The organism is Aeromonas sp. R4-2, from assembly GCF_040908295.1.
GTDB lineage: Bacteria > Pseudomonadota > Gammaproteobacteria > Enterobacterales > Aeromonadaceae > Aeromonas > Aeromonas veronii.
Map to the genome: position 1 here is coordinate 142,056 of NZ_JBFODL010000025.1, position 21,872 is coordinate 163,927.

Below are 21,872 nucleotides of genomic sequence, written 5' to 3' on the forward strand. Positions count from 1 at the left end.
CACAACGCCCCGAGGTCGGGGCGTTGTTTCACACATCGAGCGGATCTGCTTATTGCGGCTCGGATTGCGCCGCCGCGTGGTGCTCGGGGATCTTCACCTGCAGTTGCTGCAGACGGCGCCGGTCGGCATGCATCACCTTGAACAGGTAGCCGTCCAGCTCGATCTCCTCGCCCTTCTTGGGCAGGTGGCTGAAGGCGTGCATTACCAGACCACCCACCGTATCCACCTCTTCATCGCTGAATTTGGTGCCGAAGAAGTCGTTGAAATCCTCGATCTCGGTCAGGGCGCTGATGGAGAAGACCCGCTTGCTGAGGCGGCGGATTTCGTCCGGCTCATCCTCGATGTCGTCAAACTCGTCGTCGATCTCGCCAACGATCAGTTCCAGTATGTCTTCGATGGTCACCAGACCGGAGACGCCACCAAATTCGTCGACCACAATGGCCATGTGGTAGCGCTCTTCACGGAATTCCTTGAGCAGACGGTCAACCCGTTTGCTTTCCGGCACGATCACCGTGGGGCGCAAGATTTTCTCGAGCTGCAGCGGCTCGCTGGCGTGATGGCCGCCAAACCCGAAGGGGAGCAGATCCTTGGCGAGCAGAATGCCCTCCACATGGTCCTTGTCCTCGTTGATCACCGGGAAGCGGGAGTGACCGGACTCGATGATCACCGGCAGGATTGCATCCACCGGTTGGGATTTCTCGATGGTCACCATCTGGGAGCGGGGGATCATGATATCGCGCACGCGAAGATCGGCGATCTCCAGCACCCCCTCGATCATGTCCTTGGTGTCCTGATCGATGAGGTCGCGCTCTTCGGCATCGGCTATCACGTCTACCAAATCATTGCGGTCTTTTGGCTCGCCCTGGAAGAGTTGGCTGAGTTTGTCGAGCCAGGTTTTCTTCGGCGAGCCGGTACTAGGGTGATCGTCGGTCATTTTCTCTCTTGGTTACTCGTATGAACACACTTGAAATAGTTCGGGTTATATAAGGATGGCCATCTGCTGTTTCAAGTCGATGACCGTCCGGCGTTTTACTCTTCGTCGTTCAGATAAGGATCGGCAAAACCGAGCTCCTGCATGATGTCGCGCTCAAGCGCTTCCATCTCTTCGGCTTCCTCATCCTCGATATGGTCATAACCTAGCAGATGCAGACTGCCGTGCACAACCATGTGGGCCCAGTGGGCCATCAGGGGCTTGCCCTGCTCCTCGGCCTCGCGCTCTACCACCTGACGGCAGATCACCAGATCGCCGAGCAGCGGCAGCTCCAGACCGGGTGGCGCCTCGAACGGGAAGGAGAGCACGTTGGTGGGCTTGTCCTTGCCGCGATAGGTGAGGTTGAGTTCGTTGCTCTCCGCCTCGTCGACGATACGCACCGTCACTTCTGCCTCCTGCTGGAAGCCGAGAATGGTGCCGTCGAGCCAGCCTTGCAACTGGGCTTCGGTGGGCAGGCCGTCAGTGCTGGCACTGGCCAGCTGCAGATCCAGGGTTACGCTCATTGCTCACTCTCTTTGCTGGCGTTTGTTTGGCCGGCAACCTTCTCGGCTGCCTGTTTGGCATCGAATGCCTCATAAGCCTGCACGATACGGGCCACCACCGGGTGGCGCACCACGTCTTTGGATTCGAAGAAGTTGAACGACAGACCATCGACCCCTGGCAGCACTTCCAGCGCGTGGCGCAGGCCGGATTTGGCGTTGCGCGGCAGGTCTACCTGGGTGATGTCGCCGGTGACCACGGCCTTGGAGTTGAAGCCGATCCGGGTGAGGAACATCTTCATCTGCTCGGTGGTGGTGTTCTGGGCCTCATCGAGAATGATAAAGGCGTCATTGAGGGTTCTTCCGCGCATATAGGCGAGCGGCGCCACCTCGATGATGTTGCGCTCCATCAGCTTCTCGACCCGCTCAAAGCCCAGCATCTCGAACAGGGCGTCGTAGAGCGGGCGCAGGTAAGGATCCACCTTCTGGGAGAGATCCCCAGGCAGGAAGCCTAGCTTCTCGCCTGCTTCCACCGCTGGGCGGGTCAGCAGAATGCGGCGAATTTCCTGACGCTCCAGCGCATCTACTGCCGCTGCGACCGCCAGATAGGTCTTGCCGGTACCGGCCGGGCCTATGCCGAAGCAGATATCGTGGCGCACGATATTGGCGATGTACTGGGCCTGATTTGGGCTGCGTGGCTTGATGAGACCGCGCTTGGTCTTGACCGTCACCTCCTTGCCATAGGGGATGCTCGGCGCCGGTTCGTCATCCTGCTCCAGCACCCGAGACTCCTGAATGGCCAGATGGACCATATCGGGAGTGATATCGGTCACCTTGCCACCCTTGAGGGGCTGGGTTTCCACATAGAGGTGCTTGAGGATGACGGCGGCGGCATCCAGCTGGGCCGGTTTGCCCACCAACTGGAAGTGGCTGTCACGGTAGCTGATCTCGACGCCGAGGCGGCGCTCCAGCTGCTTGATGTTGTCATCGAAGGGGCCGCACAGGCTGGCAAGGCGCTGGTTGTCGGCGGGCTCCAGATGCAGATTCAGGGTCGAGATGTGTCGGCTCAAAATATCCTCGTCTCAAGGCGCTCCCCATCCGCCGGGCGAATGGGGAGGAGGGGATTAATGGGGAGTGAAGGCGGCAACGCCCAGCTCGTCCGGTACGTTATCCGGGCGACGGGCCAGGATTTCGCTCGGTGCGGTGGCGATCCGCAGGTTCATCTCGCTCTCGCCGCGGATGAACTTGCCGCGCAGGGAGTTGGGACGTACCTCGGTGATCTCCACGTCGGCAAAGCCGCCGATCAGGGTGTGCTGGCCTTCGAAGTTGACCACCCGGTTGTTCTCGGTGCGACCACACAGCTGCATCGGGTCGAGCTTGGAGGGCCCTTCCACCAGGATGCGCTGGGTGGTGCCCAGCATGGCACGGCCAATCTGCATCGCCTGGTTGTTGATGACATGCTGCAGGCGGGCCAGACGGGCTTTCTTCACTTCCATGTCGACATCGTCGGGCATGTCGGCGGCCGGGGTGCCCGGGCGCGGGCTGAAAATGAAGCTGAAGCTCATGTCGAAACCCACATCCTCGATCAGCTTCATGGTCGCTTCAAAGTCTTCGTCCGTCTCGTTCGGGAAGCCAACGATGAAGTCGGAGCTGATGGTGATGTCGGGACGGGCGGCACGCAGGCGACGGATCTTGGATTTGTACTCCAGGATGGTGTGCGGGCGCTTCATCATGGTCAGGATGCGATCAGAGCCGCTCTGCACCGGCAGGTGCAGGAAGCTGACCACTTCCGGGGTGTCTTTGTAGACTTCGATGATGTCGTCGGTGAACTCGATCGGGTGGCTGGTGGTGTAGCGAATGCGATCGATACCGTCGATGGCGGCCACCAGACGCAGCAGCTCGGCGAAGGTGCAGATGCCGCCATCAAAGGTCGGGCCGCGGTAAGCGTTGACGTTCTGACCGAGCAGGTTCACTTCGCGCACGCCCTGCTGGGCGAGCTGGGCGATTTCGTAGAGCACGTCGTCCAGCGGTCGGCTCACCTCTTCACCGCGGGTGTAGGGCACCACGCAGTAAGTACAGTATTTGGAGCAGCCTTCCATGATGGAGACGAACGCGGTAGCCCCTTCGGCGCGCGGTTCGGGCAGGCTGTCGAATTTTTCGATCTCGGGGAAGGCGATATCAACCTGGGCACCACGGCCCTCTTGCACTTCCTTGATCATGGCGGGCAGGCGATGCAGGGTCTGCGGGCCGAACACGATATCCACATAGGGAGCGCGCTGGCGGATGGCATCGCCCTCCTGAGAGGCAACGCAGCCACCCACGCCGATCACCAGACCGGGCTTGTTAGCCTTGAGCTTTTTCCAGCGTCCCAGCTGGTGGAACACCTTCTCCTGCGCCTTTTCGCGGATGGAGCAGGTATTCAGCAGCAAGACATCTGCCTCTTCGGGCTCTTCGGTAAGGGTGTAGCCATTGCTGGCATCCAACAGGTCGGCCATTTTGGACGAGTCATACTCGTTCATCTGGCAACCCCAGGTTTTAATGTGAAGTTTCTTGCTCATTGCTTCTCTTGACTTGTTTTGAAATCGGCATGGTCAAAGGACCGCGCATTTTACTCCGCAATCTGGATACTGCCTAGCTAATATCCAGCTGGCAATGGTGCTCACCCGATACCTGTTGCCAGCAAGCTCAATAAGCTTTCTCCTTGATTTGACGCAGCAATTCCCCGTTTGTCTCACTGTTTATCAGCCGCCCTTGCGCTATCATGCTGCCATCCGGTTCACGTCCGGGCGCTGTCGCCGGACGCACCCTTTCAGGAATAAATGTATGGAACAGTGTGATATCGCCATCGTCGGCGCTGGCATGGTGGGCGCCGCCACCGCCTGTCTGCTGGCGGCCCAGGGTCTCTCGGTGCGGGTCATCGAGACCCAACTGCCGGAGCATTACGCGCCGGAGCAGCCGCTGGATCTGCGGGTCTCCGCCATCAGTCAGGCCTCGGTGGCGCTGCTGGAGCAGGCCGGTGCCTGGCACCATCTGCTGCAGATGCGGCTCTGCCCCTACCGCCGGCTGGAGACCTGGGAGCTGGACGGTTTTGCCACCCGCTTCAATTCCGCCGATCTCGGTCTGCCCCAGCTCGGCTACATCATCGAAAACCGGCTGGTGCAGCTCGCCCTGCTCAAACGGATGGAGGATTTTCCCACCATCCAGACCCACACCCCGGCGGCGGTGACCAGCCTGTGCCAGAGTACAGATGAAGCTGTGCTGACTCTGGACGACGGCACCGAGCTGGCGGCCCGCTGGGTGCTGGCCTGCGACGGTGCCGAATCCCACACCCGCAAGCTGGCCGGTATCGGCGTATCGCGCTTCGAGTACCGCCAGCACTGCATGCTGATCAATATCGACACTGACTTTGCGCAGGAAGATATCACCTGGCAGCAGTTCACCCCGAGCGGCCCGCGCGCCTTCCTGCCACTGCCCGGTCAGCACGGCTCCCTGGTGTGGTATGACAACCCGGCCCGTATCCGCGCGCTGGCGGCCATGAGCAACGAAGGGCTTGCCGCCGAAGTGCGCCGCCACTTCCCAAGCCGCCTCGGCGGATTTACCGTCACCGGCAAGGGGAGCTTCCCGCTGGTGCGCCGCCACGCCAACGACTATCACGTCGGTCGGGTGGTGCTGCTTGGCGATGCTGCCCACACCATCAACCCACTGGCGGGGCAGGGGGTCAACCTCGGCTTCAAGGATGTGGCCTGCTGGGCTGATCTGCTGCAAGGAGCTGGCGCCGACTGGCATCAGCCGGCGTTGGCCGAGCGTTACGAGCGACGCCGTCGCCCCGACAACCTGTTGATGCAGTCGGGAATGGATCTCTTCTACGGGGTATTCAGCAACGAGATTGGCCCCCTCAAGCTGGCCCGCAATCTTGCTCTCAATCTGGCGGACAAGGCGGGCCCGCTCAAGGAGATGGCGCTGCGCTATGCACTGGGGCTGGTTTGACAGGTAGAAACCAGGTAATACGGGCTGAATTCGCGAAGGAGCAAAGGTGATGAACAAGGCACTGCTGGTGATCGATTTTATCAACGATATTGCCCATCCCGACGGGCGCATTGCCGCCTCCGCAGCCCACGTGGTGGAGCAGGATGCCATTGCGCATGCCAATCAGGCGCTGGCCCATGCCCGCGCCCACGGCTGGCTGGTGGTGCTGATCAAGGTGGGCTTTGACGGCGGCTATCAGCTGCAACCCAAAGGCTCCCCCATGTTTGGTCGCGCTCACCAGCAGGGTGCGCTCTCGCTTACCGACCCAGGCACCGACTTTCACCCGGATCTGGATGTGCAACCCGGTGATCTGGTGTTGGCCAAGCCCAGGGTCAGCCCCTTCTATGGCACGGCGCTGGAGCCTGCGCTGCGGGCCAACCACATCGACCACCTCTATCTGTGCGGGGTGAGCACCAGCTGGGCCATTCAGGCGGCAACGCGGGATGGCCACGATCGCGACTACGCCATCACCATTCTGGAGGATGCCTGCGCCGCCGCAGATGCTACCGAGCATCACACCTCGCTGCGGATGCTGGGTCGCATCGCCGAGATCATCAAGGTGTCCCGGCTGGCTTGATCCTTAACGCAGGCAGCACCCGAGCACCGTGTTGAGATTGACTCAGCGGCTCCCTGTCGGGCCGCAGTGCTTTTGGGCAACATGATTGTCGGGCAAGATAGTGCTCACATGGATAACAACAAGGATGGACAGATGCGTTATCAGGGACGGATCGCGAGCTGGAACGAGGCGCGCGGCTTTGGATTTATTACACCGGAGCAAAATGGCGCCGAGCAGGCAATCAATGGAGCACGCAGTGCAGGGCTGTTTGTGCACGTTACGGCGCTGCAATCAGATGGCCGCGTGCCCGAGCCGGGGGAGCGTGTCACCTATCTGATCGGCAGTGGCCAGGATGGCAAACCGAGGGCGTTACAGGTCTTTTTCCCCGATCGCCCGCTCACGTTGGCGGATGCCGTGCCTTCGTCCGCATCATCAGCGGCACCATCATTTCGGGCGGCAAGTCAGCCGCCACGACCCACCTCGACCAGAGAGCGAAGTAACCCCTATCGACGTCGCAAGAGCAGCTGGAGTGGCAAATTGATCCCCCTGCTGGTGCTCGTCGGCCTCTTTTCCATCTATTCCCGTTTCTCGGCCGAGTCGATGGCGCCATTGCCGGTCTCCTCTTTCAATCAGGAGGAGGTCAGCACGCCACAGGCAACGACCTTTATTCGCCAGTGTGATGGTCGGCAGCATTGTTCCCAGATGACCTCCTGCGAGGAGGCAACCTGGTTTTTACAAAACTGCCTGAACACCAAAATGGACGGAGAGGGCGATGGCATCCCCTGCGAAAATCAGTGGTGTGGTCATTAAATGTGACTTATCAAATACATATGCTCATGATGTGCTCTTGTTATCCGGAACAGGGAAACTGGCCTGAAACCTTGCCGGATGTTGTTCGATGGTGAAATTGGGTCTCAGTTGGCCAAGTGGAAATTGGGTGCTTTACTCTATCTGCTAACTTAATTGTTAATAGATGGCGGTATGCCACTTTTGCCACAGGATGGCCATCATGGTGGATGATATACAGAGGCCGCGAAGTCACTTCTCCGAGCGGGCTCATTATCTGGCTGCGCTGCTGGATTCGCTGGAAGACCAGATATCGGTGATAGACCGGGATGGGGTGATTCATTACACCAATCTCGCCTGGGAGCTGTTTGGTGAACAAAACGGCATGCCCAAGGGATATAACTGGCTCGGAGTCAATTACATGGGGGCTTGTGACGATGAAGCCGAGCCCTCGGGATTGGCTGCCGTTGAGGGGATCCTCCGGGTTATCCGTCATCAGCAGGATAAGTTCTATCTGGAATACCCCTGCCACAGCCCCGACACCCAGCGCTGGTTTATGATGCGAGTAGCGCCGGTACCCGGGCTTGATGCCGAGTATTTTTCCATCGCCCATATCAATATCACCGAGCGCAAGCTGCTGGAGCTGGAAGTTGCCAGCCTCTCCCAACATGATCCCCTGACCGGACTGGCCAATCGGCGGCTGTTCAACAGCTTTTTGCATAACGAGTGGCGGCGCAGCATGCGTGAACATACCCCGCTCTCCCTCATCATGCTGGATCTGGATAACTTCAAGGCGTGCAATGACCATCTTGGTCATCAGATGGGGGATGGCTCCCTCCAGCTGGTGGGCCATCTTCTGCAATCCTTCTGCCAGCGTCCGGCGGATCTGCCCTGTCGTTTTGGTGGTGACGAGTTTGCTCTGATCCTCGGCAATACCGATCGAGATGCGGCCCAGCGGATTGGAGAGGAGATCCGCCAGGCCATCAACGATCTCGACATCGTGGTGGCAAATAATATTCAGCTTAGCGCCAGCATTGGCATTGCAACCTACACGGCAGAGCAACCGCTGGAGGGAGAAGGGGTGTTGCTGGCCGCGGCCGATGCGGCGCTTTATTGCGCCAAGGGGGCGGGTAAAAACCGTAGTCACTGCGCCAGCTGTTGAGCCGCATTGCCGCTTTTGTCCTGCATGCGCCCCCTTGATGGGGGCGCACTGTTTTTTGGCTGGTCACGGTGTTAGCTACCAGCAAGGGTTGGTTTCAGCGCTCGGGTGTGGCCGACACCGGCAGGGGATGGCTGGCGATCACCTGCCTGACGAAGTGATCCCGGATGGGGTCGGCAAAGTCCGGATTCCATACCATGCTGACCTCCCACTCGGAGCTGGGGCCTGAGAGGGGATAGAGGGTGACATCGGGCCCTGCGATAAAGCTGACGCTGCGTGGCAGGATGGCGTTGCCGATGCCCGCCGCGACCAGCGCCACCAGTGTCTGGATATCCTCGGCCTCCTGGACCATGCCGGTCAGCCGATTGGCGCCGAGAAAACCGGCGATCTGCTGGCTGAGACCGGGGCAGCGGTGGCCCACCATCTGCAACAGGGGTTGACTGGTCAGTGCCTGCTGGACGTCGAATGCGGCCGGGTCTGGTTCGGTCATTCGTGTCGGCACCGCCAGCACCAGCCGGTCGATCAGCAGCCTGTGTTCCTGCAACTGGGGCGTCTGAGGTCTGCGCATAAAGCCAAGCTGCAACTGGCCGGAGAGCAGCTGCTCCTGCTGGATGGCGGAGGGCATATCCTGCAGATGGACTATCACGTCCGTGACCTGCTGCTTGAAGCGGGCCACCAGTGAGGGTGCAAGCGCAAAGCTCGACAGACCAAAGCCAATCTTGAGCCGACCGGCTACCCCGCTCGCCACCGCCAGTGCATGGCTTTCGAACTCCCGACCGTGCTCGACCAGCGCACTCGCCTGAGTGAGCAGCTGGGCACCGAGCGCTGTCAGCTCGGCGCCGTGGCGGCCCCGTTTGAACAGGGTGCAGCCCAGCGTCTGCTCCAGCCCCTGGATCTGCTTGGTGAGGGCCGGTTGGGTGATAAAGAGGCGGCTGGCCGCTTCCCGGTAGTTGGCGGTGTCGGCCAGCGTTACAAACGCCTGTAGTTGCCTCAAGTCGAATTTCATTCCAATTGGTTATCCAAAGTGGCGATTTATTGATTATAAATTATCTAATCGCCTTGTTCTAATGGCTCTGCAAGGGGGGAATCGCCCTCCTCTGAACCGGAACAAGGAGCCATATCATGTCCACTCAACGTTATCTTTTTTTGATCAAGGGCAAGCTGGTGCTGGCCCAGCCGCTGGCCGCGCCTGAAACGGGGGAGCTGCTCGCCAGCCTGCTGCAACAGGGGTTTGTGGTCGGCCCGCTGCAGGTGTGGGCTGGCAGCGCCGAACAGGCGCTGGCCTGTTATGAGCGTGCCGCCCAGCAGCAGGCTTTTGCCGATGCGTTGCAGGGAGCTGAGCCTGAGCTTACGGGAGTATCGGCATGATTACCGGCATGAGTCGCGAACCGGGCGTTTGTACAGGCGGCACAAAAACCGTGGCGGTCGCCGCCCTGCTGCTCGATATGGATGGCACCCTGGTCTGCTCGACCGGCGATGTGGAGCAGGTGTGGCGGCTCTGGTGTCAGCATCATCAGCTTGCCCCTGAGCCGGTACTGGCTATGTGCCACGGTATGCGCTCACGTGAGGTGATCTGGGCGTTGGCCGCGCAGCTGGATGTGGAGCGGGAAGCGGCGCGGCTCGACGAGCTGGAGATGCTGTATACCGGCGGCAATGCCATCGCCGGGGCTGGCGAGTTGCTGCGCCGCTTGCCGCCAGAGCGCTGGACCATCGTGACCTCCGCCAGTGAGCGGATTGCCCGTCACCGCCTGGATTGTGCCGGTCTGCCGCTGCCCAACCTGCTGGTGGGGGCCGAAGCTGTGGTCAATGGCAAACCCGATCCCGAGCCCTATCTGCTGGGGTCTGAACGGCTTGGCGTGCCACCCGCTCGCTGTCTGGTATTTGAGGATGCCCCGGCCGGTATCGAGAGCGCCCTGAACGCAGGCTGCGCCGTGGTACAGGTGGGGGGCGAGGCGCCGCTCAATCCGGCAGTGGTGGCGGTGATCCGCGACTGGCGCGAGGTGAAGGTGGAGTTGGGGGAAGACGACTCCCTGCTGGTGACACTGCCCGCCTGAGCGATGGAGATAATGGATTGTGGCTGCATATGCGCTATGAACCAGCGCCATCCGCACTCTATGTTGCAATAAAAACGCCCCCGATCTGCGGGGGCGTTTTGCCATCTGACCGTTATTTGAAGACGCGGAAACGGGTGGCGTCGTCGATAAAGGTCTTGTCGCCGGCCGGTTGCTTGATGCTGCCAAAGGGCATCTGGGCACGCAGCAGCCAGCTGGCGGGCAGGTTCCACTCCTTGCGTACCGCCTCGTCGATCAGCGGGTTGTAGTGCTGCAGTGATGCTCCGACTTTTTCCTGCGCCAGCGTCGCCCAGACCGCAAACTGGGCGATGCCGGTGGCATGTTCCGACCAGATGGGGAAGTTGTCGGCATAGAGGGCAAATTTTTGCTGCAGATCCCTGATGACGTCGGTGTCTTCGAAGAACAGCACGGTACCGAAGCCTGCGCGGAAGCTGCCATCCACCTTGGCCTCACTCTGGGCATAGGCTTCCAGCGGCACAATCTTTTTCAGCTCGGCTTTGACGATATCCCACAGCTTGTGGTGCTGGGCGCCAAACAGGATGACGGCACGGGAGCTCTGGGAGTTGAAGGAGGAGGGGCTGTGCCTGATGGCATCCTGGATCAGTGTCGTCAGCTGCTCCGGTGTATGGGACACCTGGTCGCCCAGGGCATAGATGGTACGACGTGCTTTGATCTGTTCGATAAACGGACTGCTCATAACATCTCCTTTGCTTGATAGTCACCGGGCGCCAGCCTTGTGGCCAGCCATCCCCTGTTGTTCAAGCTATAGACTATACCACCCGATTATCTTCCGGGCGTTTACATGCAGTGGTGACACTTTCAACTGAGGGTTAACACCCCGCACATAGGCGATCCTGTTGCTCCCCAGTGAACGGGGTTGAGACGCGCTGAACTGCCAGCCCAGCTGAGATTGCGCCACCCAACCCTGCGCAGGTGACAGGAGCTGTCCGATCGCCAGTAGTTGGGGTGGGGCTGCGACAGCCTCCCGCCCCTGCCGAGGGACACGCCATACCTGTGAAATAAAAAATTTCTTGTGGTTATTCAAGAGATTGAATTCGGACTTGTCGGTCACGCCTATTGCCGGGTTTCAAGTGAAAATCTACTTGCCGCTAGTCACCCACTGGTTTGCTGCCTGCCGGTTTGTATAGTGCAGAGGAAATTAATCAGATTGGACAGGAGTACCCATGGAGATGAATTCGCGTGCTCTTCGCGCACTGGCACTGCTGGGCGCCTTGCTGGCTGGCAGCACGACCGTGTACGCCTCCGAGACCCTCAATACCATTTTGGGTGGCGGCGCAGGTGGTGTGGCGGGCACCATGATCGGCAAGGAGCTGGGGGGAGATACCGGTGCGCTGGTGGGGGCTGCGTTGGGCGGTGCTGCCGGTGGGGCTGCGACGGCCAACAAGGGCAACAAGAATGAAGCGGCCCTTGGCGGCGCTGTGGGGGCGCTGGGCGGTGCCGCCATCGGCAAGAGTGTCGGTGGTGATACCGGTCAGCTGATCGGCGCCGGGGTCGGCGGGGCGAGTGGTTCGGCCATCGGTGCCAAGACCGGCGATGGCCACAAGAGCCAGGATCGCTATTACGATGATGACGACGATCATCACCATCACAAGCACCACAAGAAGTACAAAAAGCATAAGAAGCACAGATGGCATGACGACGATTGATGCGTGTGCAGTGAGTGCGGAAGATGCAAAACGGGGCCTGTTGGTCCCGTTTTGCATGGTGTGGTCACTCGATTTTGCGGTGACTCGCTCGTGCGGTTACACCAGCCGGTGCTGGCGGCGACCGGCGGCAAAGGCGTTGATGTTGTCGATAAGCTGGTCGGCCAGTCGCTGCATCGACTCCTCGCTGGCCCAGGCCACATGAGGGGTCAGAATGAAGTGGGGGTATTGCAGCGCCTTCATCAAGGGATGGTCGGGAGGCGGCGGTTCGACGCTCGCCACATCGAAACCGGCACCACCGAGGCGACCGTTGGCCAGCGCTTGCAGCAGCGCCTCCTCATCCACCAACCCACCGCGGCCGACGTTGATCAGCAGGGCGCCCGGTTTCATCAGATCCAGCTCCCGCTCGCCAATCAGGTTGCGGGTGTAGGGGGTGAGCGGGCAGTGCAGGCTGATGACGTCCGAACTTTGCAGCAACTCGTCGAGGGGCAAGCGGTCCTCGTCGTGACTGGCGCCGATCTGGCTCTGGGCGTAACGCACTGTCATCCCCATGCCTTTGGCCCGCTCGCCGAGCGCCTGTCCGAGCGTCCCTTTGCCGATGATGCCAAGCTGCTTGCCGTGCAGATCCATGATGTTGTGGTCGAAGAAGCAGAATTGGCCGCTCTGTTGCCAGCGCCCCTCCAGCAGCGACTGGCGCCAGCAGAAGAGGTTGCGCGACAGGGCCAGCATCAGCGCCATGGCGTGCTCCGGCACCGAGGGGCCCGAGTAGTTGCGGATATTGCACACCCCGACGTTGGCGGCGCGGCACGCCTCCAGATCCACGTTGTCGCTGCCGGTAGCGGCCAGGGCGATGAGTTTGAGCTCTGGCAGTTGGGCCAGCTCGGCGGCTCCGATCCGTACTTTGTTGATGATGGCGATGCTGGCATCTTTGAGCCGCTCCACCGCCTGTTCCGGGGCCGTGCTGGGATAACTCTGCCAGTGGTGGGGGAAGTCGGGGTGATGCAGGGTGATGCCCGCATCCAGGGTATCGCTGTCGAGAAACACAATCTGCTGCATGGGCCTTCCTGCCATTGTTCAGGTTCGAGAGGCCATGATGCCAAAGAGGATGCAGTCAGGGCCAGCCTGCCGCTATGTCATGGCGGGGCTTTATCCGGCAGATGTGAGCTTGCACGCTTTATTGCGCCACGCTAGCGGTCGGTTTAGAGCCAGCCCAGATGGTTGAGCCAGCCCTGAATGCGAGTGGGGGTTTCCTCCAGCTCCATCAGGGCGTAGGGACGGTAGTTAAGTTTGTGGCTGCGGCGCGTTTCGCTCCTGCGGGCCTCGGCGGCCAGCAGTGGCCAGCGACCGCCATCCTCCTGATAGAGGTCCAGAGTGGGGATGGCTGCTTGAGCTACCTGTTTGGCCAGGGTCTGGTTGCTCTGCTGGTTGGGGAAGAAGCCATCGAGCAGCACCAGCGCGTCGGGGGCGGGCAACTGTTCGCTGGCGATAAGGTTGGCAGTCCAGGCTGCGCCGGTACCTTGCGCCAGGATCAGCTTGAAGCCCCCCTCCTGCAGCTTGGCATCCGCCAGCTTGCTGATCCGCTCGGCAAACTGCTTGCGAAACTCATCGCTGTTTTTCGCTTTTTTCTCGGCGGCGGGGTCCAATTCGGTCTGCTGGGGGGAAGGGAGCAGCAGCAGGGTATCAAAGCCCAGTCGGCCGAGGGTGCGGGTCAGTTGCCAGAGTTGGCCGCTGCGCTGCCAGTCGGGCAGTAAAATGGCGAGCCCCAGATAGTTTTCACTGTCGTGTTTGGCGAACAGCACCGTCTGCTTGTCGATTTGGGTAGCATCGGGCAACCCTTTCCAGTCGCTGGCTTGCCAGTGGTCGAGGGGCAGTGGCTCCGCGATGGGCTGTGCAACGTCGCTCGCCTGCGCGACATGGCCAGCCAGCAAGGTCAATAACAGCAGTGATAAGGATAATCTGGCCATAGTGTGCTCCCCCGGTTATCTGGGTTAGCGGCGGCGGCGGGATTTTCTGAAGGCGGGCGGTGTGATGGCAACTCGGAGGCAATAAAAAAGCGAGCCGTTGGCTCGCTTTTTTGTAATCAATTCAAAGCGGTCAATTAGTTGACGCGACGCTTGAATTCACCGGTGCGGGTATCGATTTCGATCTTGTCACCGATCTCTACGAAAGCGGCAACAGCCAGCTCGTAGGTAGTGCCTTTCAGACGGGCAGGCTTGGTCACTTTACCGGAGGTGTCGCCACGGGCTGCCGGTTCGGTGTACTCAACTTCGCGCACGATGGTGGTCGGCAGTTCTACGGAGATGGCTTTCTCGTTGTAGAAAGTCACTTCACACAGATCTTCCATGCCGTCTACCAGGTAGTTCAGCACGTCACCCAGGTTGTCTTTCTCTACGTCGTACTGGTTGTACTCGGTGTCCATAAAGACATACAGGGGGTCGGAGAAGTAGGAGTAGGTGCACTCTTTACGTTCCAGCTGAACAACGTCCAGCTTGTCGTCGGCCTTGAAGACGGTCTCGGTAGCGCTGCCGTTCAGCAGGCCCTTCAGCTTCATTTTGACCACGGCGGAGTTACGGCCGGATTTGTTGAATTCAGCCTTCTGAACCACCATCGGCTCGGTGCCGATCATGACTACGTTACCAGCGCGGATTTCCTGTGCGGTTTTCATGTAAAAAATTCCTGTTCGTGAAACGGACGGATAAAAACTGCCAGATTATATACGGCTTTCTAAAAATTTCACCAACCGTGTGACGAGATCCCCATCCCGGAGCAACTTCTGTGACCAGCTTCGCCCATGTTGCTGCCAAATGGCGCTATATCGGGGCCATTGGGCCCAAAGTTCGCTGCAATCTTCGTCACGGTTGAGAGCCAGATTGAACCGGCGCAGCCATTGGCCGCACTCGGCGGGTAGACCGGATAAGTAGTGGTCAAGGAACTGCTCCAGCTTGACCAGATGGGCCTCCTCCTCCTGTTGGTAGATGTGCCAGAGGAAAGGACGAGCCGCCCACTGGGCCCGTACGAAGGAGTCCTCCCCACGCACCAGATTGAGATCGCAGCTCCACAGCAGTCGATCGTAGCCAGCCTGATCGGTCATCGGCAGCAGCTTGATGGTGAGGTTGCCCGCGTGGAGCATATCCCCCGCTTTGGCTGCAGAGATGGCATTAGTCAGACCGGCACCGGTGAGCACATCGTTGAGAGAGCGCCCCAGCGGCAGCAGCAGGGTAACGGGCGTGGCGCTCTGGCACCAGCTCTCGACCAGACTCTTCAGCGCATCGCTCTCGTAGGTAAAGAGGCTGACCCGCAGCTCGTGCTCTTGTCTGGGCGGCAAACCGAGGCTGGACCAGTAGGCGGTAAGTCCCGCATCATCTTGCTGCCACAGCTCCCGTTCGGCGATCAGGTCGTGCTCGCACAAAAGGCCGCCGGTTTTAGCGGTAAAGCCCGGGAAGAAGAAGTATTTGTTGAGGCTTTTATTGCCAACACGTTGGGGCGAGGCGAGGCCGTGGCAATCCTCGACCCAGCTCTCTGCCGAGAGGTACTCCAGATTGATCCAGCATGGGGGGTTGGGTTGGCTTGCCATCAGCTCTATGAAGGGGGCGGGCAGCTCGCAGGCAAAGGCCTCGATCACCACCTTGGCCGGTGCCATGTCGCTCGGCAGGGTCTCATGCCAGTGCTGGATATAGATGCCCTCGACCCACTGGCCATCCTGCGCCGGGTCGAGCCCGGGGCAGATGCGGGCGAAACTTGCCAGATCGTCCACCCAGAGCCGCACCTGAACCTCATCGCCATGTGCCGCAATATTCCCCTCCCGTTTTAGCTGGCGGGCTAGTCGCCAGGTGACACCGATGTCACCGAAGTTGTCGACGACGCAGCAGAAGATGTCCCAGTCAAACGGGGGCAGGGGAGTGGTCATGGCTCGGGGTCCCAGATGCAAAAAAACCGGTGCGCAGGGTAGCACACCGGTTGACTGGCTTCTAACCGTCAGCGCGTGACGGCGGTCTGTGGCAGGTTACTCCTTGCCGTAGACGTTGTTCTCTTGCTCGCGTACCCGGATAAAGGTGGTGCGCTTGGTCAACTCTTTCAGCTGGCTGGCGCCGACGTAGGTACAGGTGGAGCGCACGCCGCCCAGAATGTCGCGCACGGCGTTCTCGACCGGACCGCGGTAGGGCAGCAGTACGGTTTTACCCTCGGAGGCGCGGTATTCGGCGACGCCACCGGCGTGCTTGTCCATGGCGCTGGAGGAGCTCATGCCGTAGAACTTCATGAAAGGCTCACCGTCTACATCGACGATCTCGCCACCGCACTCCTCGTGGGCTGCCAGCATGCCGCCCAGCATCACGAAGTCGGCGCCGCCGCCGAAGGCTTTGGCGACGTCGCCCGGGCAGGTGCAGCCGCCGTCACCGACGATCTGGCCGCCGAGGCCGTGGGCCGCATCGGCACACTCGATGATGGCGGAGAGTTGCGGATAACCGACACCGGTCTTGACGCGAGTGGTGCAGACCGAGCCAGGGCCGATGCCGACCTTGACGATGTCGGCGCCGGAGAGGATCAGCTCTTCGACCATCTCGCCGGTCACCACGTTGCCCGCCAGAATGACGTGGTTGGGGCAGGCTTCACGAATCTTGCGCACGAACTCGACGAAGTGTTCGGAGTAGCCGTTGGCCACATCGACACAGATGAAGCGCAGCGCTTCGGACATGGCGAGGATCTGGCGGGTCTTGGCGAAATCTTCAGCCGAGGTGCCGGTGGAGACCATCACATGGCCCAGCAGCGCCGGGTCGGTCTCGTTGACGAAAGCTTGCCACTGCTCAAGGCTGTAGTGCTTGTGTACCGCGGTCATCATCTCGAAACCGGCCAGCGTGCGCGCCATGGCGAAGCTGCCGACGGTATCCATGTTGGCGGCGATAACGGGTACGCCTTGCCATTGGGTCTGAGTGTGTTTGAAGGTGAACTGACGGGTCAGGCTTACTTGGGAACGGCTCTTGAGAGTAGAGCGCTTGGGGCGGAACAGGACATCCTTGAAACCGAGCTTCAAGTCTTCTTCGATACGCATTACAAATTCCTTATTGAGCCTTGTTGAAAGTCACTTTTGCAGTGGCAAATTTTCGGCAGGCGCAAAAAAACCGGTGGTTTTCAGGCCCTCCGGTTTACAACAGTGTAGGCAAAAATCCCTTCAGAACAAGACTGATAATTTGTAAATCCTTGTGGTAGCCTTTGGCGTCACAACCTGAGGTTAACCACCAGTTTCATCCAGCACCGTTCGGTGCCTTGCTCTCCTTCGATATTCCCGCCCGCTTGGGCCGCCGTTCGGCCACTCTTTGTCGTCTCTCTCCTGACCCGCCAGATATTATCCAAGTAGCTGAAATAAATCGGATTGACCCACAATGGGACTGTGGTAGATCTGGGCGCAGGATTGACAAGGCAGGGCACTAAAATGGGCAAGATGATGGTGGGGATCACCCTGATGCTGGCACTGTGTGGCAGTGCGCTGGCTGAGACCCCGACCAGCTATGGCTGGATCGAGAAGGGGCTTATTTTGCCTACCGGCGTGGCGGTGAAGATGAAGCTCGACACCGGGGCGCTCACCTCTTCCCTCGATGCACGCTCCATTACCAGATTCAAACGGGATGGCAAGCCCTGGGTGCGCTTCATGCTGGTGGTGACCGATGCCGACAGCGGCAAACTGGTCAAGCAGCAGTTCGAACGGCGGGTCGAGCGCAGCGTGACGGTGCGCGGGGCGGGTGGTATGGCGCAGCGGCCAACGGTGACCATGTCTATCTGTCTGGGGGACAAGGTGTATGAGGAGTGGTTCACCCTGCGGGATCGCAGCAAGATGATCTATCCGGTGCTGCTGGGCCGCCGTCTGCTGGCGGAGCTGGGCCCGGTAGATGCCAGTCGAACCTTTACCGTACAGCCCGCCTGCCGTTAGGGGCAATTTCGGCGTGAATCTAAAAAACGCCGTTTCACAGCTAAATCCCCGCGCCTCTGCCAGAGGTAGCATCTCCACCATACCCTGAAGCGTGCGAGCTCGTTCGCCAGCAAGGGCTTGAGCGTGGAGTGCATCATAGTGAAACCCTATCAACAAATCGTATCTGAATGGCTATTGCTCGCGGGCGAACAGCAGGGCGTAGCCTTGAGTCTGGGCAGCGATGGCCACTGCCGTGTGCCATTCGGTCTGGATGGCGAGTGCCTGGTCGAAGTGCCCGATAACGATGATCTGCAGGCATGCTACCTCTATATCCCCTTGCTGCGTCTGCCTGACGATGCGGTAAGTCAGTTGCAGCTGACCCGCTCGGCCCTTGAGCTGAACATGTTTGGTTTGACCACGGGGGGAAGCCAGATCAGTCTGGACAGTCGCAGCAACCATCTGGTGCTGACTTTTTCCTCTCTCATCGAAATGCTCGATAAAACTCTGTTTATGCAGACCCTGGGTGAATTTCTTGATCTCGGCGTCACCTTGCAGACGCAATTGCAGGCGTTGCACGCCCGGCAGGAGACAGCTGCCATTCCCTCCCCGTTATCTGGCGTCATGATCCAGTGTTGATGGATCGTCATTGGTATTAATCAGGAGTAGAAGATGTCTATTCAAAGCATTGTACAACCCCAGCGTGCTAGCGCTGTGGCCTCTCATGAGCATGGGGAGGTGCAATCCTCATCTCGCCAGCACTCGGTTCATCATAATCTGGCTTCTCACTATACCAGCCTCGGCTTCGGCTCCCGGGTTCAGCCGGGCAAGGTCTTGAACACCTCGCTCAAGTGGTTGACCCTCAGTGCCCCGGCTCGCAAGATTGGCATCGCCATCCAGGGCGGCCATGATTCCCATGCCCAGAGTGCCAAGGGCAAAGCTCGTTACTGGACGGGCGCCATCATCAAAGGGCTGGCCAATATCACCGGTGGTGTCAGCAGCGTGGCCAGCGGTGCGGTGACGGCCGGGGTGGCCGGGGTGAAAAACCTTGGCGAGTCAGCGGCGCGTCTGGTGGCCTCCTCCTCTCTGGGGTTGGCGGGTAGCGTGATGAAGGGGGCCTCCCATCTGCCGCTCGGTATGTCAGAGCGGTTGCAACAAGGCTCACAGCAGGCCTTGAGTGCCGCCAAGGGGATCATCAAACCGGCCTTCGTGGCGAAGGCGCAGCAGGAACCACTGACTGCCGAGGGGGCGAGAGCGGTGATGGATGCGGCCCAGCTGGCGCGGGTCAGCTGCTCCAGCAGTTATCGGGAGATGCCGGCAGGCTACAGTCACGCCACGCTGGCAGATATTCCCCCTTCGATATTGCCCCGCCGTGAAGATGGTTCCGGTGGCACCGGGAGTGCCCTGACACTTCATGTCACCCCAGGCAAGAACGAGAATGACCCCTTTATCCTGACAGGTGATGCCTGGTCTGCGCTCAAGGTCGCCGTTTACAAGCGTGGCGATACCATGGTGCTCTCGTTTGTGGGCACTCAGCCTGCCAAACGCCCCGGCACCCTGAAGAGCGATGCTGGCGCGGCCCTTGGCATCAAGGACAGCGCGTTTCAAGATGCCGACCGGCTGGTGAAGGCCTTTGCCCAGCAGTATGGCGGCAAGGTCGAGGTGCTAGGCCACTCATTGGGGGGCGGTCTGGCGCAATATGCCGGCATCAAGCACGGGCTCAAGGTCACGGCGTTCAACAGCATGGGGCTGCATGTCGGATTGCGGGATCGCCTCGCTCACAAGCTGGACGATGCCAATGTCACCCACGTCAACACCAGCGGGGATCCGCTGAGCCAGAAGGTGGAACACGGTGTGTTCGGGCTGGATGCCTCTTCCCAGGTGGGCAAGCGTTATGTGATTGAACACTCTGGCGGGCATCGCATGGAGGCGGTGACGGCAGGTTTGGATGCACTGCTTGCCTGATCTGCCGGTGATGGCGCGGCGACAAGTCGCGTAGCATCAGCGTGCTAATTATCTATAAACAACGCCTCCCTCGGGAGGCGTTGTCATTTTCGGATCAGGGCAGGGAGTGGGTGTGGGTCGGTAGCCAGACGCTCACCTCCAGCCCCCCTTCCGGCCGGTTGTGGACATCGAGGTCGGCGCCGTGCAGCTGGGCGATGCGCGAAACAATGGCCATGCCGAGACCCACGCCATCCCCCTGCTGGGGATTGACCCGAAAGAAGCGTTCATACAGCCGGGGCAAGGCACTGGCGGGAATGCCGGGGCCATTGTCGCTCACATCCACCCTCACCCGGTTGCCCTCTCGCAGTACCCGCACCCTGATCTCGCCCTCCGGCTGGGTATAGCGCAGCGCATTGTCGATGAGATTGCTGAACAGCAGCTCGAGCAGGGTGGCCTGCCCCATCACCAGCAGCGGCAATTCACACTCCAGCGACAGCTGCTGATCCTTCTTGAGCGCGATGGGAGCAAGCGTTGCCAGGGTGCCTTGCAGCAGGTGACCCACCTCCAGTTCGGTCAATACCAGCCCCTGCTGGTTGTCGATGCGGGCCTGGGTCAGCAGTTGGCGGATCAGCCGATCGCTGCGATCGAGGGCCTGCAGCATCTTGTGCAGGGATTGCTGGCGGCTCACTTCATCTTCGGCCGCAAGGGCATTTTCACTGTGGATCCGCAGCACCGCCAGCGGGGTGCGCAGCTCGTGGGCCGCCTCGTTGGTGAACTGCTTCTCCCGCTCTATGGTTTCCGCCAGCGCCTGCATCAGCCGGTTGATCTCGTTAGTGAGGGGGGTCAGCTCCTGAGCGCTTATCTTGAGGCTGAGCGGGCTCAGGTTGGCGGGGTGACGTTCGCTGATGGCCTGGGCCAGCTGACGCAGGGGGGCCAGCCCGCGGGTGATGAGCCACCAGAGCAGGGCCAGCAGAAAGGGCAGGGTGATCAGCAGCGGCAGCATGGTGAGGGTGGCCATCTTGCTGGCCAGTTCGCTGCGCTCGTCGTCCCGCTCGGCCACCACCAGCCAGGTCTGCTCCTGCTGGTTGTAGAGAGTGAAGGTGCGCCACTGGTGATTATCTTTTTCGACCGTGTCGAAGCCGATAGCCAGGGTGACCAGCGGCTGCTCCGGGGCGCTGGGGGCGCGCAGCAGCAAGCCGCCCTTTTCATCGAGCAGCTGGAAGTAGAGATTGCGTTCGAACTCGTGGCCGTAGGGGGTGATCTCCCGATCTTCGCCGGTCAGGTTGAGGCCGGGGTCTTTTTGCCACTCATCGGGGTTCTGCGCCTCCCACTCCTGATAGACGGTGCCGTTGGCGGGCAACTGCCCCTGCTGGGCCATGTAGCGGGCCAGCAGCTGGTTGGTGATGCGGGCCGACTGGGCTAGGCGGGCATCAAACAGCTCCTCCATCTCGTGGCTCGCCTCCATGTAACCGATAAAGGCACTGATGGTGAGACTCAGGCTCACCAGCGTCAGGATACCGGTGAGCAGAAAGCGGCGAATGGAGCGGGGACGTTTCATCGTGCGGGTGTCCGGCTTGGCTGTTCGATCTGGGGAATGATGTAGCCGACCCCGCGAATATTGCGGATGAGGTCGCTGTAGAACTTCTTGCGCAGATGGTGGATATGCACCTCTACCGCGTTGCTCTCGGCCCCTTCATCCCAGCCGTAGAGGCTCTGTTGCAGCTGATCCTTGCTCAGCACCCGGCCGCTCTGGCTGATGAGCTCTTGCAGTAGTTTGTATTCGTGGGGGGTGAGTTTGACCGCTTCCCCCTGATAGGTGACCTGCTGGGATTCGGGATAGATAAGGATATCGCCATACTCCAGCACTGCTTGAGCCTGCCCCTTGCTGCGGCGAACCAGGGCGCGCAGACGGGCGTTGAGCTCCTGCAGGGCGAAGGGCTTGACCATGTAGTCGTCGGAGCCGGCATCGAGGCCGACCACCCGATCGTCCAGCGCATCGCGGGCGGTGAGGATCAGCACAGGCAGTTGGTGTCCCTCTCGCCGCAACTTGCGCAGCAGGCTGAGGCCATCGATGTCGGGCAGGTTGAGATCGAGGATCAGGGCGGCGAACTCGTCGCTCTTGAGGGCTGCCAGAGCGGGCAACCCCTGTTGCAGCCAGTCCACCGTGTAGCCGCTATGGCGCAGTGCATCCTGCATACCATCCCCTAGCATCACATCATCTTCTACCAGCAGGATCCGCATTCTTTTCTCCCTGTTTGTTGGGTGTCGTGATCTGGCTCAGCGCCAGGGCGTGCCG

23 protein-coding genes are annotated in these 21,872 nt (G+C 60.3%); 10 read left to right on the forward strand and 13 right to left on the reverse strand.

All coding sequences use genetic code 11. The features are described from left to right. Window positions 1–49 precede the first annotated feature (49 nt). The 4 genes from corC to miaB all read right to left on the reverse strand — a co-directional run bounded on the left by corC (window position 50) and on the right by miaB (window position 4,028). Complete coding sequence (gene corC / locus AB5Y99_RS20120; protein WP_005354092.1) at window positions 50–934, reverse strand: CNNM family magnesium/cobalt transport protein CorC; 885 nt, start codon at window positions 932–934, stop codon at window positions 50–52. Between the two features lie 95 nt (window positions 935–1,029). Then, window positions 1,030–1,494, reverse strand: coding sequence for an rRNA maturation RNase YbeY (gene ybeY, locus AB5Y99_RS20125; RefSeq protein WP_005354089.1), 465 nt, complete (start codon window positions 1,492–1,494; stop codon window positions 1,030–1,032). Beyond that, window positions 1,491–2,540 (reverse strand): PhoH family protein, encoded by a 1,050-nt coding sequence (locus tag AB5Y99_RS20130; RefSeq protein WP_005362369.1) that lies wholly within the window; start codon window positions 2,538–2,540, stop codon window positions 1,491–1,493. Before AB5Y99_RS20130 ends, ybeY begins: the two co-directional genes overlap by 4 nt. Window positions 2,541–2,594: 54 nt before the next feature. Continuing rightward, window positions 2,595–4,028 (reverse strand): tRNA (N6-isopentenyl adenosine(37)-C2)-methylthiotransferase MiaB, encoded by a 1,434-nt coding sequence (gene miaB / locus AB5Y99_RS20135; RefSeq protein ID WP_005335132.1) that lies wholly within the window; start codon window positions 4,026–4,028, stop codon window positions 2,595–2,597. 265 nt (window positions 4,029–4,293) lie between these two features. Here miaB and AB5Y99_RS20140 point away from each other — a divergent pair, with 265 nt between their 5' ends. The 4 genes from AB5Y99_RS20140 (at window position 4,294) to AB5Y99_RS20155 (ending at window position 8,000) form a co-directional block, all read left to right on the forward strand. Beyond that, on the forward strand, window positions 4,294–5,457 hold the full coding sequence (locus tag AB5Y99_RS20140) for an FAD-dependent oxidoreductase (protein ID WP_368210696.1): 1,164 nt from the start codon (window positions 4,294–4,296) through the stop codon (window positions 5,455–5,457). A gap of 49 nt (window positions 5,458–5,506) precedes the next feature. Next, window positions 5,507–6,073: a cysteine hydrolase family protein gene (locus tag AB5Y99_RS20145; RefSeq protein ID WP_157162096.1), complete on the forward strand. Its 567-nt coding sequence runs from the start codon at window positions 5,507–5,509 to the stop codon at window positions 6,071–6,073. 132 nt (window positions 6,074–6,205) lie between these two features. Continuing rightward, window positions 6,206–6,862, forward strand: a complete 657-nt coding sequence (locus AB5Y99_RS20150; RefSeq protein WP_128836583.1) for an excalibur calcium-binding domain-containing protein — start codon at window positions 6,206–6,208, stop codon at window positions 6,860–6,862. Window positions 6,863–7,061: 199 nt separating this feature from the next. Then, window positions 7,062–8,000 carry a sensor domain-containing diguanylate cyclase gene (locus tag AB5Y99_RS20155; protein ID WP_128835084.1) on the forward strand — a complete coding sequence of 313 codons (939 nt, stop codon included), beginning with the start codon at window positions 7,062–7,064 and terminating at the stop codon, window positions 7,998–8,000. A gap of 94 nt (window positions 8,001–8,094) precedes the next feature. Here AB5Y99_RS20155 and AB5Y99_RS20160 read toward each other — a convergent pair whose 3' ends face one another. Continuing rightward, window positions 8,095–9,003, reverse strand: a complete 909-nt coding sequence (locus AB5Y99_RS20160) for a LysR family transcriptional regulator (RefSeq protein WP_128835086.1) — start codon at window positions 9,001–9,003, stop codon at window positions 8,095–8,097. Between the two features lie 116 nt (window positions 9,004–9,119). On the opposite strand from AB5Y99_RS20160, the gene AB5Y99_RS20165 reads away from it, so the two are divergent. Together AB5Y99_RS20165 and AB5Y99_RS20170 are read left to right on the forward strand one after the other, a co-directional pair. Further along, a complete protein-coding gene (locus tag AB5Y99_RS20165) occupies window positions 9,120–9,365 on the forward strand; it encodes a hypothetical protein (RefSeq protein WP_128835088.1) in 246 nt (81 codons plus the stop codon). An 8-nt stretch (window positions 9,366–9,373) separates the two neighbouring features. Then, on the forward strand, window positions 9,374–10,051 hold the full coding sequence (locus tag AB5Y99_RS20170; protein ID WP_198304010.1) for an HAD-IA family hydrolase: 678 nt from the start codon (window positions 9,374–9,376) through the stop codon (window positions 10,049–10,051). A gap of 112 nt (window positions 10,052–10,163) precedes the next feature. Here AB5Y99_RS20170 and AB5Y99_RS20175 read toward each other — a convergent pair whose 3' ends face one another. Further along, window positions 10,164–10,766 carry a nitroreductase family protein gene (locus AB5Y99_RS20175; RefSeq protein WP_157162097.1) on the reverse strand — a complete coding sequence of 201 codons (603 nt, stop codon included), beginning with the start codon at window positions 10,764–10,766 and terminating at the stop codon, window positions 10,164–10,166. Between the two features lie 487 nt (window positions 10,767–11,253). Between AB5Y99_RS20175 and AB5Y99_RS20180 the strand changes: the two genes are divergently transcribed. After that, window positions 11,254–11,736: a YMGG-like glycine zipper-containing protein gene (locus tag AB5Y99_RS20180; protein WP_021229759.1), complete on the forward strand. Its 483-nt coding sequence runs from the start codon at window positions 11,254–11,256 to the stop codon at window positions 11,734–11,736. Window positions 11,737–11,832: 96 nt separating this feature from the next. On the opposite strand, the gene AB5Y99_RS20185 is transcribed toward AB5Y99_RS20180, so the two are convergent. From AB5Y99_RS20185 to AB5Y99_RS20205, 5 genes are all read right to left on the reverse strand, one after another. Further along, window positions 11,833–12,789 carry a D-2-hydroxyacid dehydrogenase gene (locus AB5Y99_RS20185; protein ID WP_368210702.1) on the reverse strand — a complete coding sequence of 319 codons (957 nt, stop codon included), beginning with the start codon at window positions 12,787–12,789 and terminating at the stop codon, window positions 11,833–11,835. 143 nt (window positions 12,790–12,932) lie between these two features. After that, on the reverse strand, window positions 12,933–13,697 hold the full coding sequence (locus AB5Y99_RS20190) for a DUF3530 family protein (protein ID WP_368210704.1): 765 nt from the start codon (window positions 13,695–13,697) through the stop codon (window positions 12,933–12,935). Between the two features lie 134 nt (window positions 13,698–13,831). Beyond that, window positions 13,832–14,398 carry an elongation factor P gene (gene efp / locus AB5Y99_RS20195; protein ID WP_005335100.1) on the reverse strand — a complete coding sequence of 189 codons (567 nt, stop codon included), beginning with the start codon at window positions 14,396–14,398 and terminating at the stop codon, window positions 13,832–13,834. 45 nt (window positions 14,399–14,443) lie between these two features. Further along, on the reverse strand, window positions 14,444–15,640 hold the full coding sequence (gene earP / locus AB5Y99_RS20200; RefSeq protein ID WP_368210705.1) for an elongation factor P maturation arginine rhamnosyltransferase EarP: 1,197 nt from the start codon (window positions 15,638–15,640) through the stop codon (window positions 14,444–14,446). 96 nt (window positions 15,641–15,736) lie between these two features. Then, window positions 15,737–16,780, reverse strand: coding sequence for a GMP reductase (locus tag AB5Y99_RS20205; RefSeq protein ID WP_005348017.1), 1,044 nt, complete (start codon window positions 16,778–16,780; stop codon window positions 15,737–15,739). A gap of 381 nt (window positions 16,781–17,161) precedes the next feature. On the opposite strand from AB5Y99_RS20205, the gene AB5Y99_RS20210 reads away from it, so the two are divergent. The 3 genes from AB5Y99_RS20210 (at window position 17,162) to AB5Y99_RS20220 (ending at window position 19,597) form a co-directional block, all read left to right on the forward strand. Continuing rightward, window positions 17,162–17,656, forward strand: a complete 495-nt coding sequence (locus AB5Y99_RS20210; protein ID WP_199427324.1) for a RimK/LysX family protein — start codon at window positions 17,162–17,164, stop codon at window positions 17,654–17,656. A 138-nt stretch (window positions 17,657–17,794) separates the two neighbouring features. Next, a complete protein-coding gene (locus AB5Y99_RS20215; protein WP_234915133.1) occupies window positions 17,795–18,271 on the forward strand; it encodes a CesT family type III secretion system chaperone in 477 nt (158 codons plus the stop codon). A 33-nt stretch (window positions 18,272–18,304) separates the two neighbouring features. Continuing rightward, on the forward strand, window positions 18,305–19,597 hold the full coding sequence (locus AB5Y99_RS20220) for a phospholipase (RefSeq protein ID WP_368210707.1): 1,293 nt from the start codon (window positions 18,305–18,307) through the stop codon (window positions 19,595–19,597). Window positions 19,598–19,691: 94 nt separating this feature from the next. Here the strand turns inward: AB5Y99_RS20220 and AB5Y99_RS20225 are convergent, their stop codons facing one another. Together AB5Y99_RS20225 and AB5Y99_RS20230 are read right to left on the reverse strand one after the other, a co-directional pair. Beyond that, window positions 19,692–21,134 carry an ATP-binding protein gene (locus AB5Y99_RS20225; RefSeq protein ID WP_325793561.1) on the reverse strand — a complete coding sequence of 481 codons (1,443 nt, stop codon included), beginning with the start codon at window positions 21,132–21,134 and terminating at the stop codon, window positions 19,692–19,694. Further along, window positions 21,131–21,817 carry a response regulator gene (locus AB5Y99_RS20230; protein ID WP_368210709.1) on the reverse strand — a complete coding sequence of 229 codons (687 nt, stop codon included), beginning with the start codon at window positions 21,815–21,817 and terminating at the stop codon, window positions 21,131–21,133. The genes AB5Y99_RS20225 and AB5Y99_RS20230 overlap by 4 nt, the downstream gene beginning before the upstream one ends. Window positions 21,818–21,872 lie beyond the last annotated feature (55 nt).

Excerpts from the sequence above, each read along its gene's own strand:
- AB5Y99_RS20145 (WP_157162096.1), top strand. The coding sequence starts at position 5,507 with ATGAACAAGGCACTGCTGGTGATCGATTTTATCAACGATATTGCCCAT.
- AB5Y99_RS20175 (WP_157162097.1), bottom strand. The coding sequence starts at position 10,766 with ATGAGCAGTCCGTTTATCGAACAGATCAAAGCACGTCGTACCATCTAT.
- AB5Y99_RS20205 (WP_005348017.1), bottom strand. The coding sequence starts at position 16,780 with ATGCGTATCGAAGAAGACTTGAAGCTCGGTTTCAAGGATGTCCTGTTC.
- earP (WP_368210705.1), bottom strand. The coding sequence starts at position 15,640 with ATGACCACTCCCCTGCCCCCGTTTGACTGGGACATCTTCTGCTGCGTC.
- miaB (WP_005335132.1), bottom strand. The coding sequence starts at position 4,028 with ATGAGCAAGAAACTTCACATTAAAACCTGGGGTTGCCAGATGAACGAG.
- AB5Y99_RS20210 (WP_199427324.1), top strand. The coding sequence starts at position 17,162 with ATGGGCAAGATGATGGTGGGGATCACCCTGATGCTGGCACTGTGTGGC.
- AB5Y99_RS20185 (WP_368210702.1), bottom strand. The coding sequence starts at position 12,789 with ATGCAGCAGATTGTGTTTCTCGACAGCGATACCCTGGATGCGGGCATC.
- AB5Y99_RS20150 (WP_128836583.1), top strand. The coding sequence starts at position 6,206 with ATGCGTTATCAGGGACGGATCGCGAGCTGGAACGAGGCGCGCGGCTTT.
- AB5Y99_RS20155 (WP_128835084.1), top strand. The coding sequence starts at position 7,062 with ATGGTGGATGATATACAGAGGCCGCGAAGTCACTTCTCCGAGCGGGCT.
- AB5Y99_RS20190 (WP_368210704.1), bottom strand. The coding sequence starts at position 13,697 with ATGGCCAGATTATCCTTATCACTGCTGTTATTGACCTTGCTGGCTGGC.
- corC (WP_005354092.1), bottom strand. The coding sequence starts at position 934 with ATGACCGACGATCACCCTAGTACCGGCTCGCCGAAGAAAACCTGGCTC.
- ybeY (WP_005354089.1), bottom strand. The coding sequence starts at position 1,494 with ATGAGCGTAACCCTGGATCTGCAGCTGGCCAGTGCCAGCACTGACGGC.
- AB5Y99_RS20230 (WP_368210709.1), bottom strand. The coding sequence starts at position 21,817 with ATGCGGATCCTGCTGGTAGAAGATGATGTGATGCTAGGGGATGGTATG.
- AB5Y99_RS20180 (WP_021229759.1), top strand. The coding sequence starts at position 11,254 with ATGGAGATGAATTCGCGTGCTCTTCGCGCACTGGCACTGCTGGGCGCC.
- AB5Y99_RS20170 (WP_198304010.1), top strand. The coding sequence starts at position 9,374 with ATGAGTCGCGAACCGGGCGTTTGTACAGGCGGCACAAAAACCGTGGCG.
- AB5Y99_RS20225 (WP_325793561.1), bottom strand. The coding sequence starts at position 21,134 with ATGAAACGTCCCCGCTCCATTCGCCGCTTTCTGCTCACCGGTATCCTG.
- AB5Y99_RS20160 (WP_128835086.1), bottom strand. The coding sequence starts at position 9,003 with ATGAAATTCGACTTGAGGCAACTACAGGCGTTTGTAACGCTGGCCGAC.
- AB5Y99_RS20220 (WP_368210707.1), top strand. The coding sequence starts at position 18,305 with ATGTCTATTCAAAGCATTGTACAACCCCAGCGTGCTAGCGCTGTGGCC.
- efp (WP_005335100.1), bottom strand. The coding sequence starts at position 14,398 with ATGAAAACCGCACAGGAAATCCGCGCTGGTAACGTAGTCATGATCGGC.
- AB5Y99_RS20165 (WP_128835088.1), top strand. The coding sequence starts at position 9,120 with ATGTCCACTCAACGTTATCTTTTTTTGATCAAGGGCAAGCTGGTGCTG.
- AB5Y99_RS20140 (WP_368210696.1), top strand. The coding sequence starts at position 4,294 with ATGGAACAGTGTGATATCGCCATCGTCGGCGCTGGCATGGTGGGCGCC.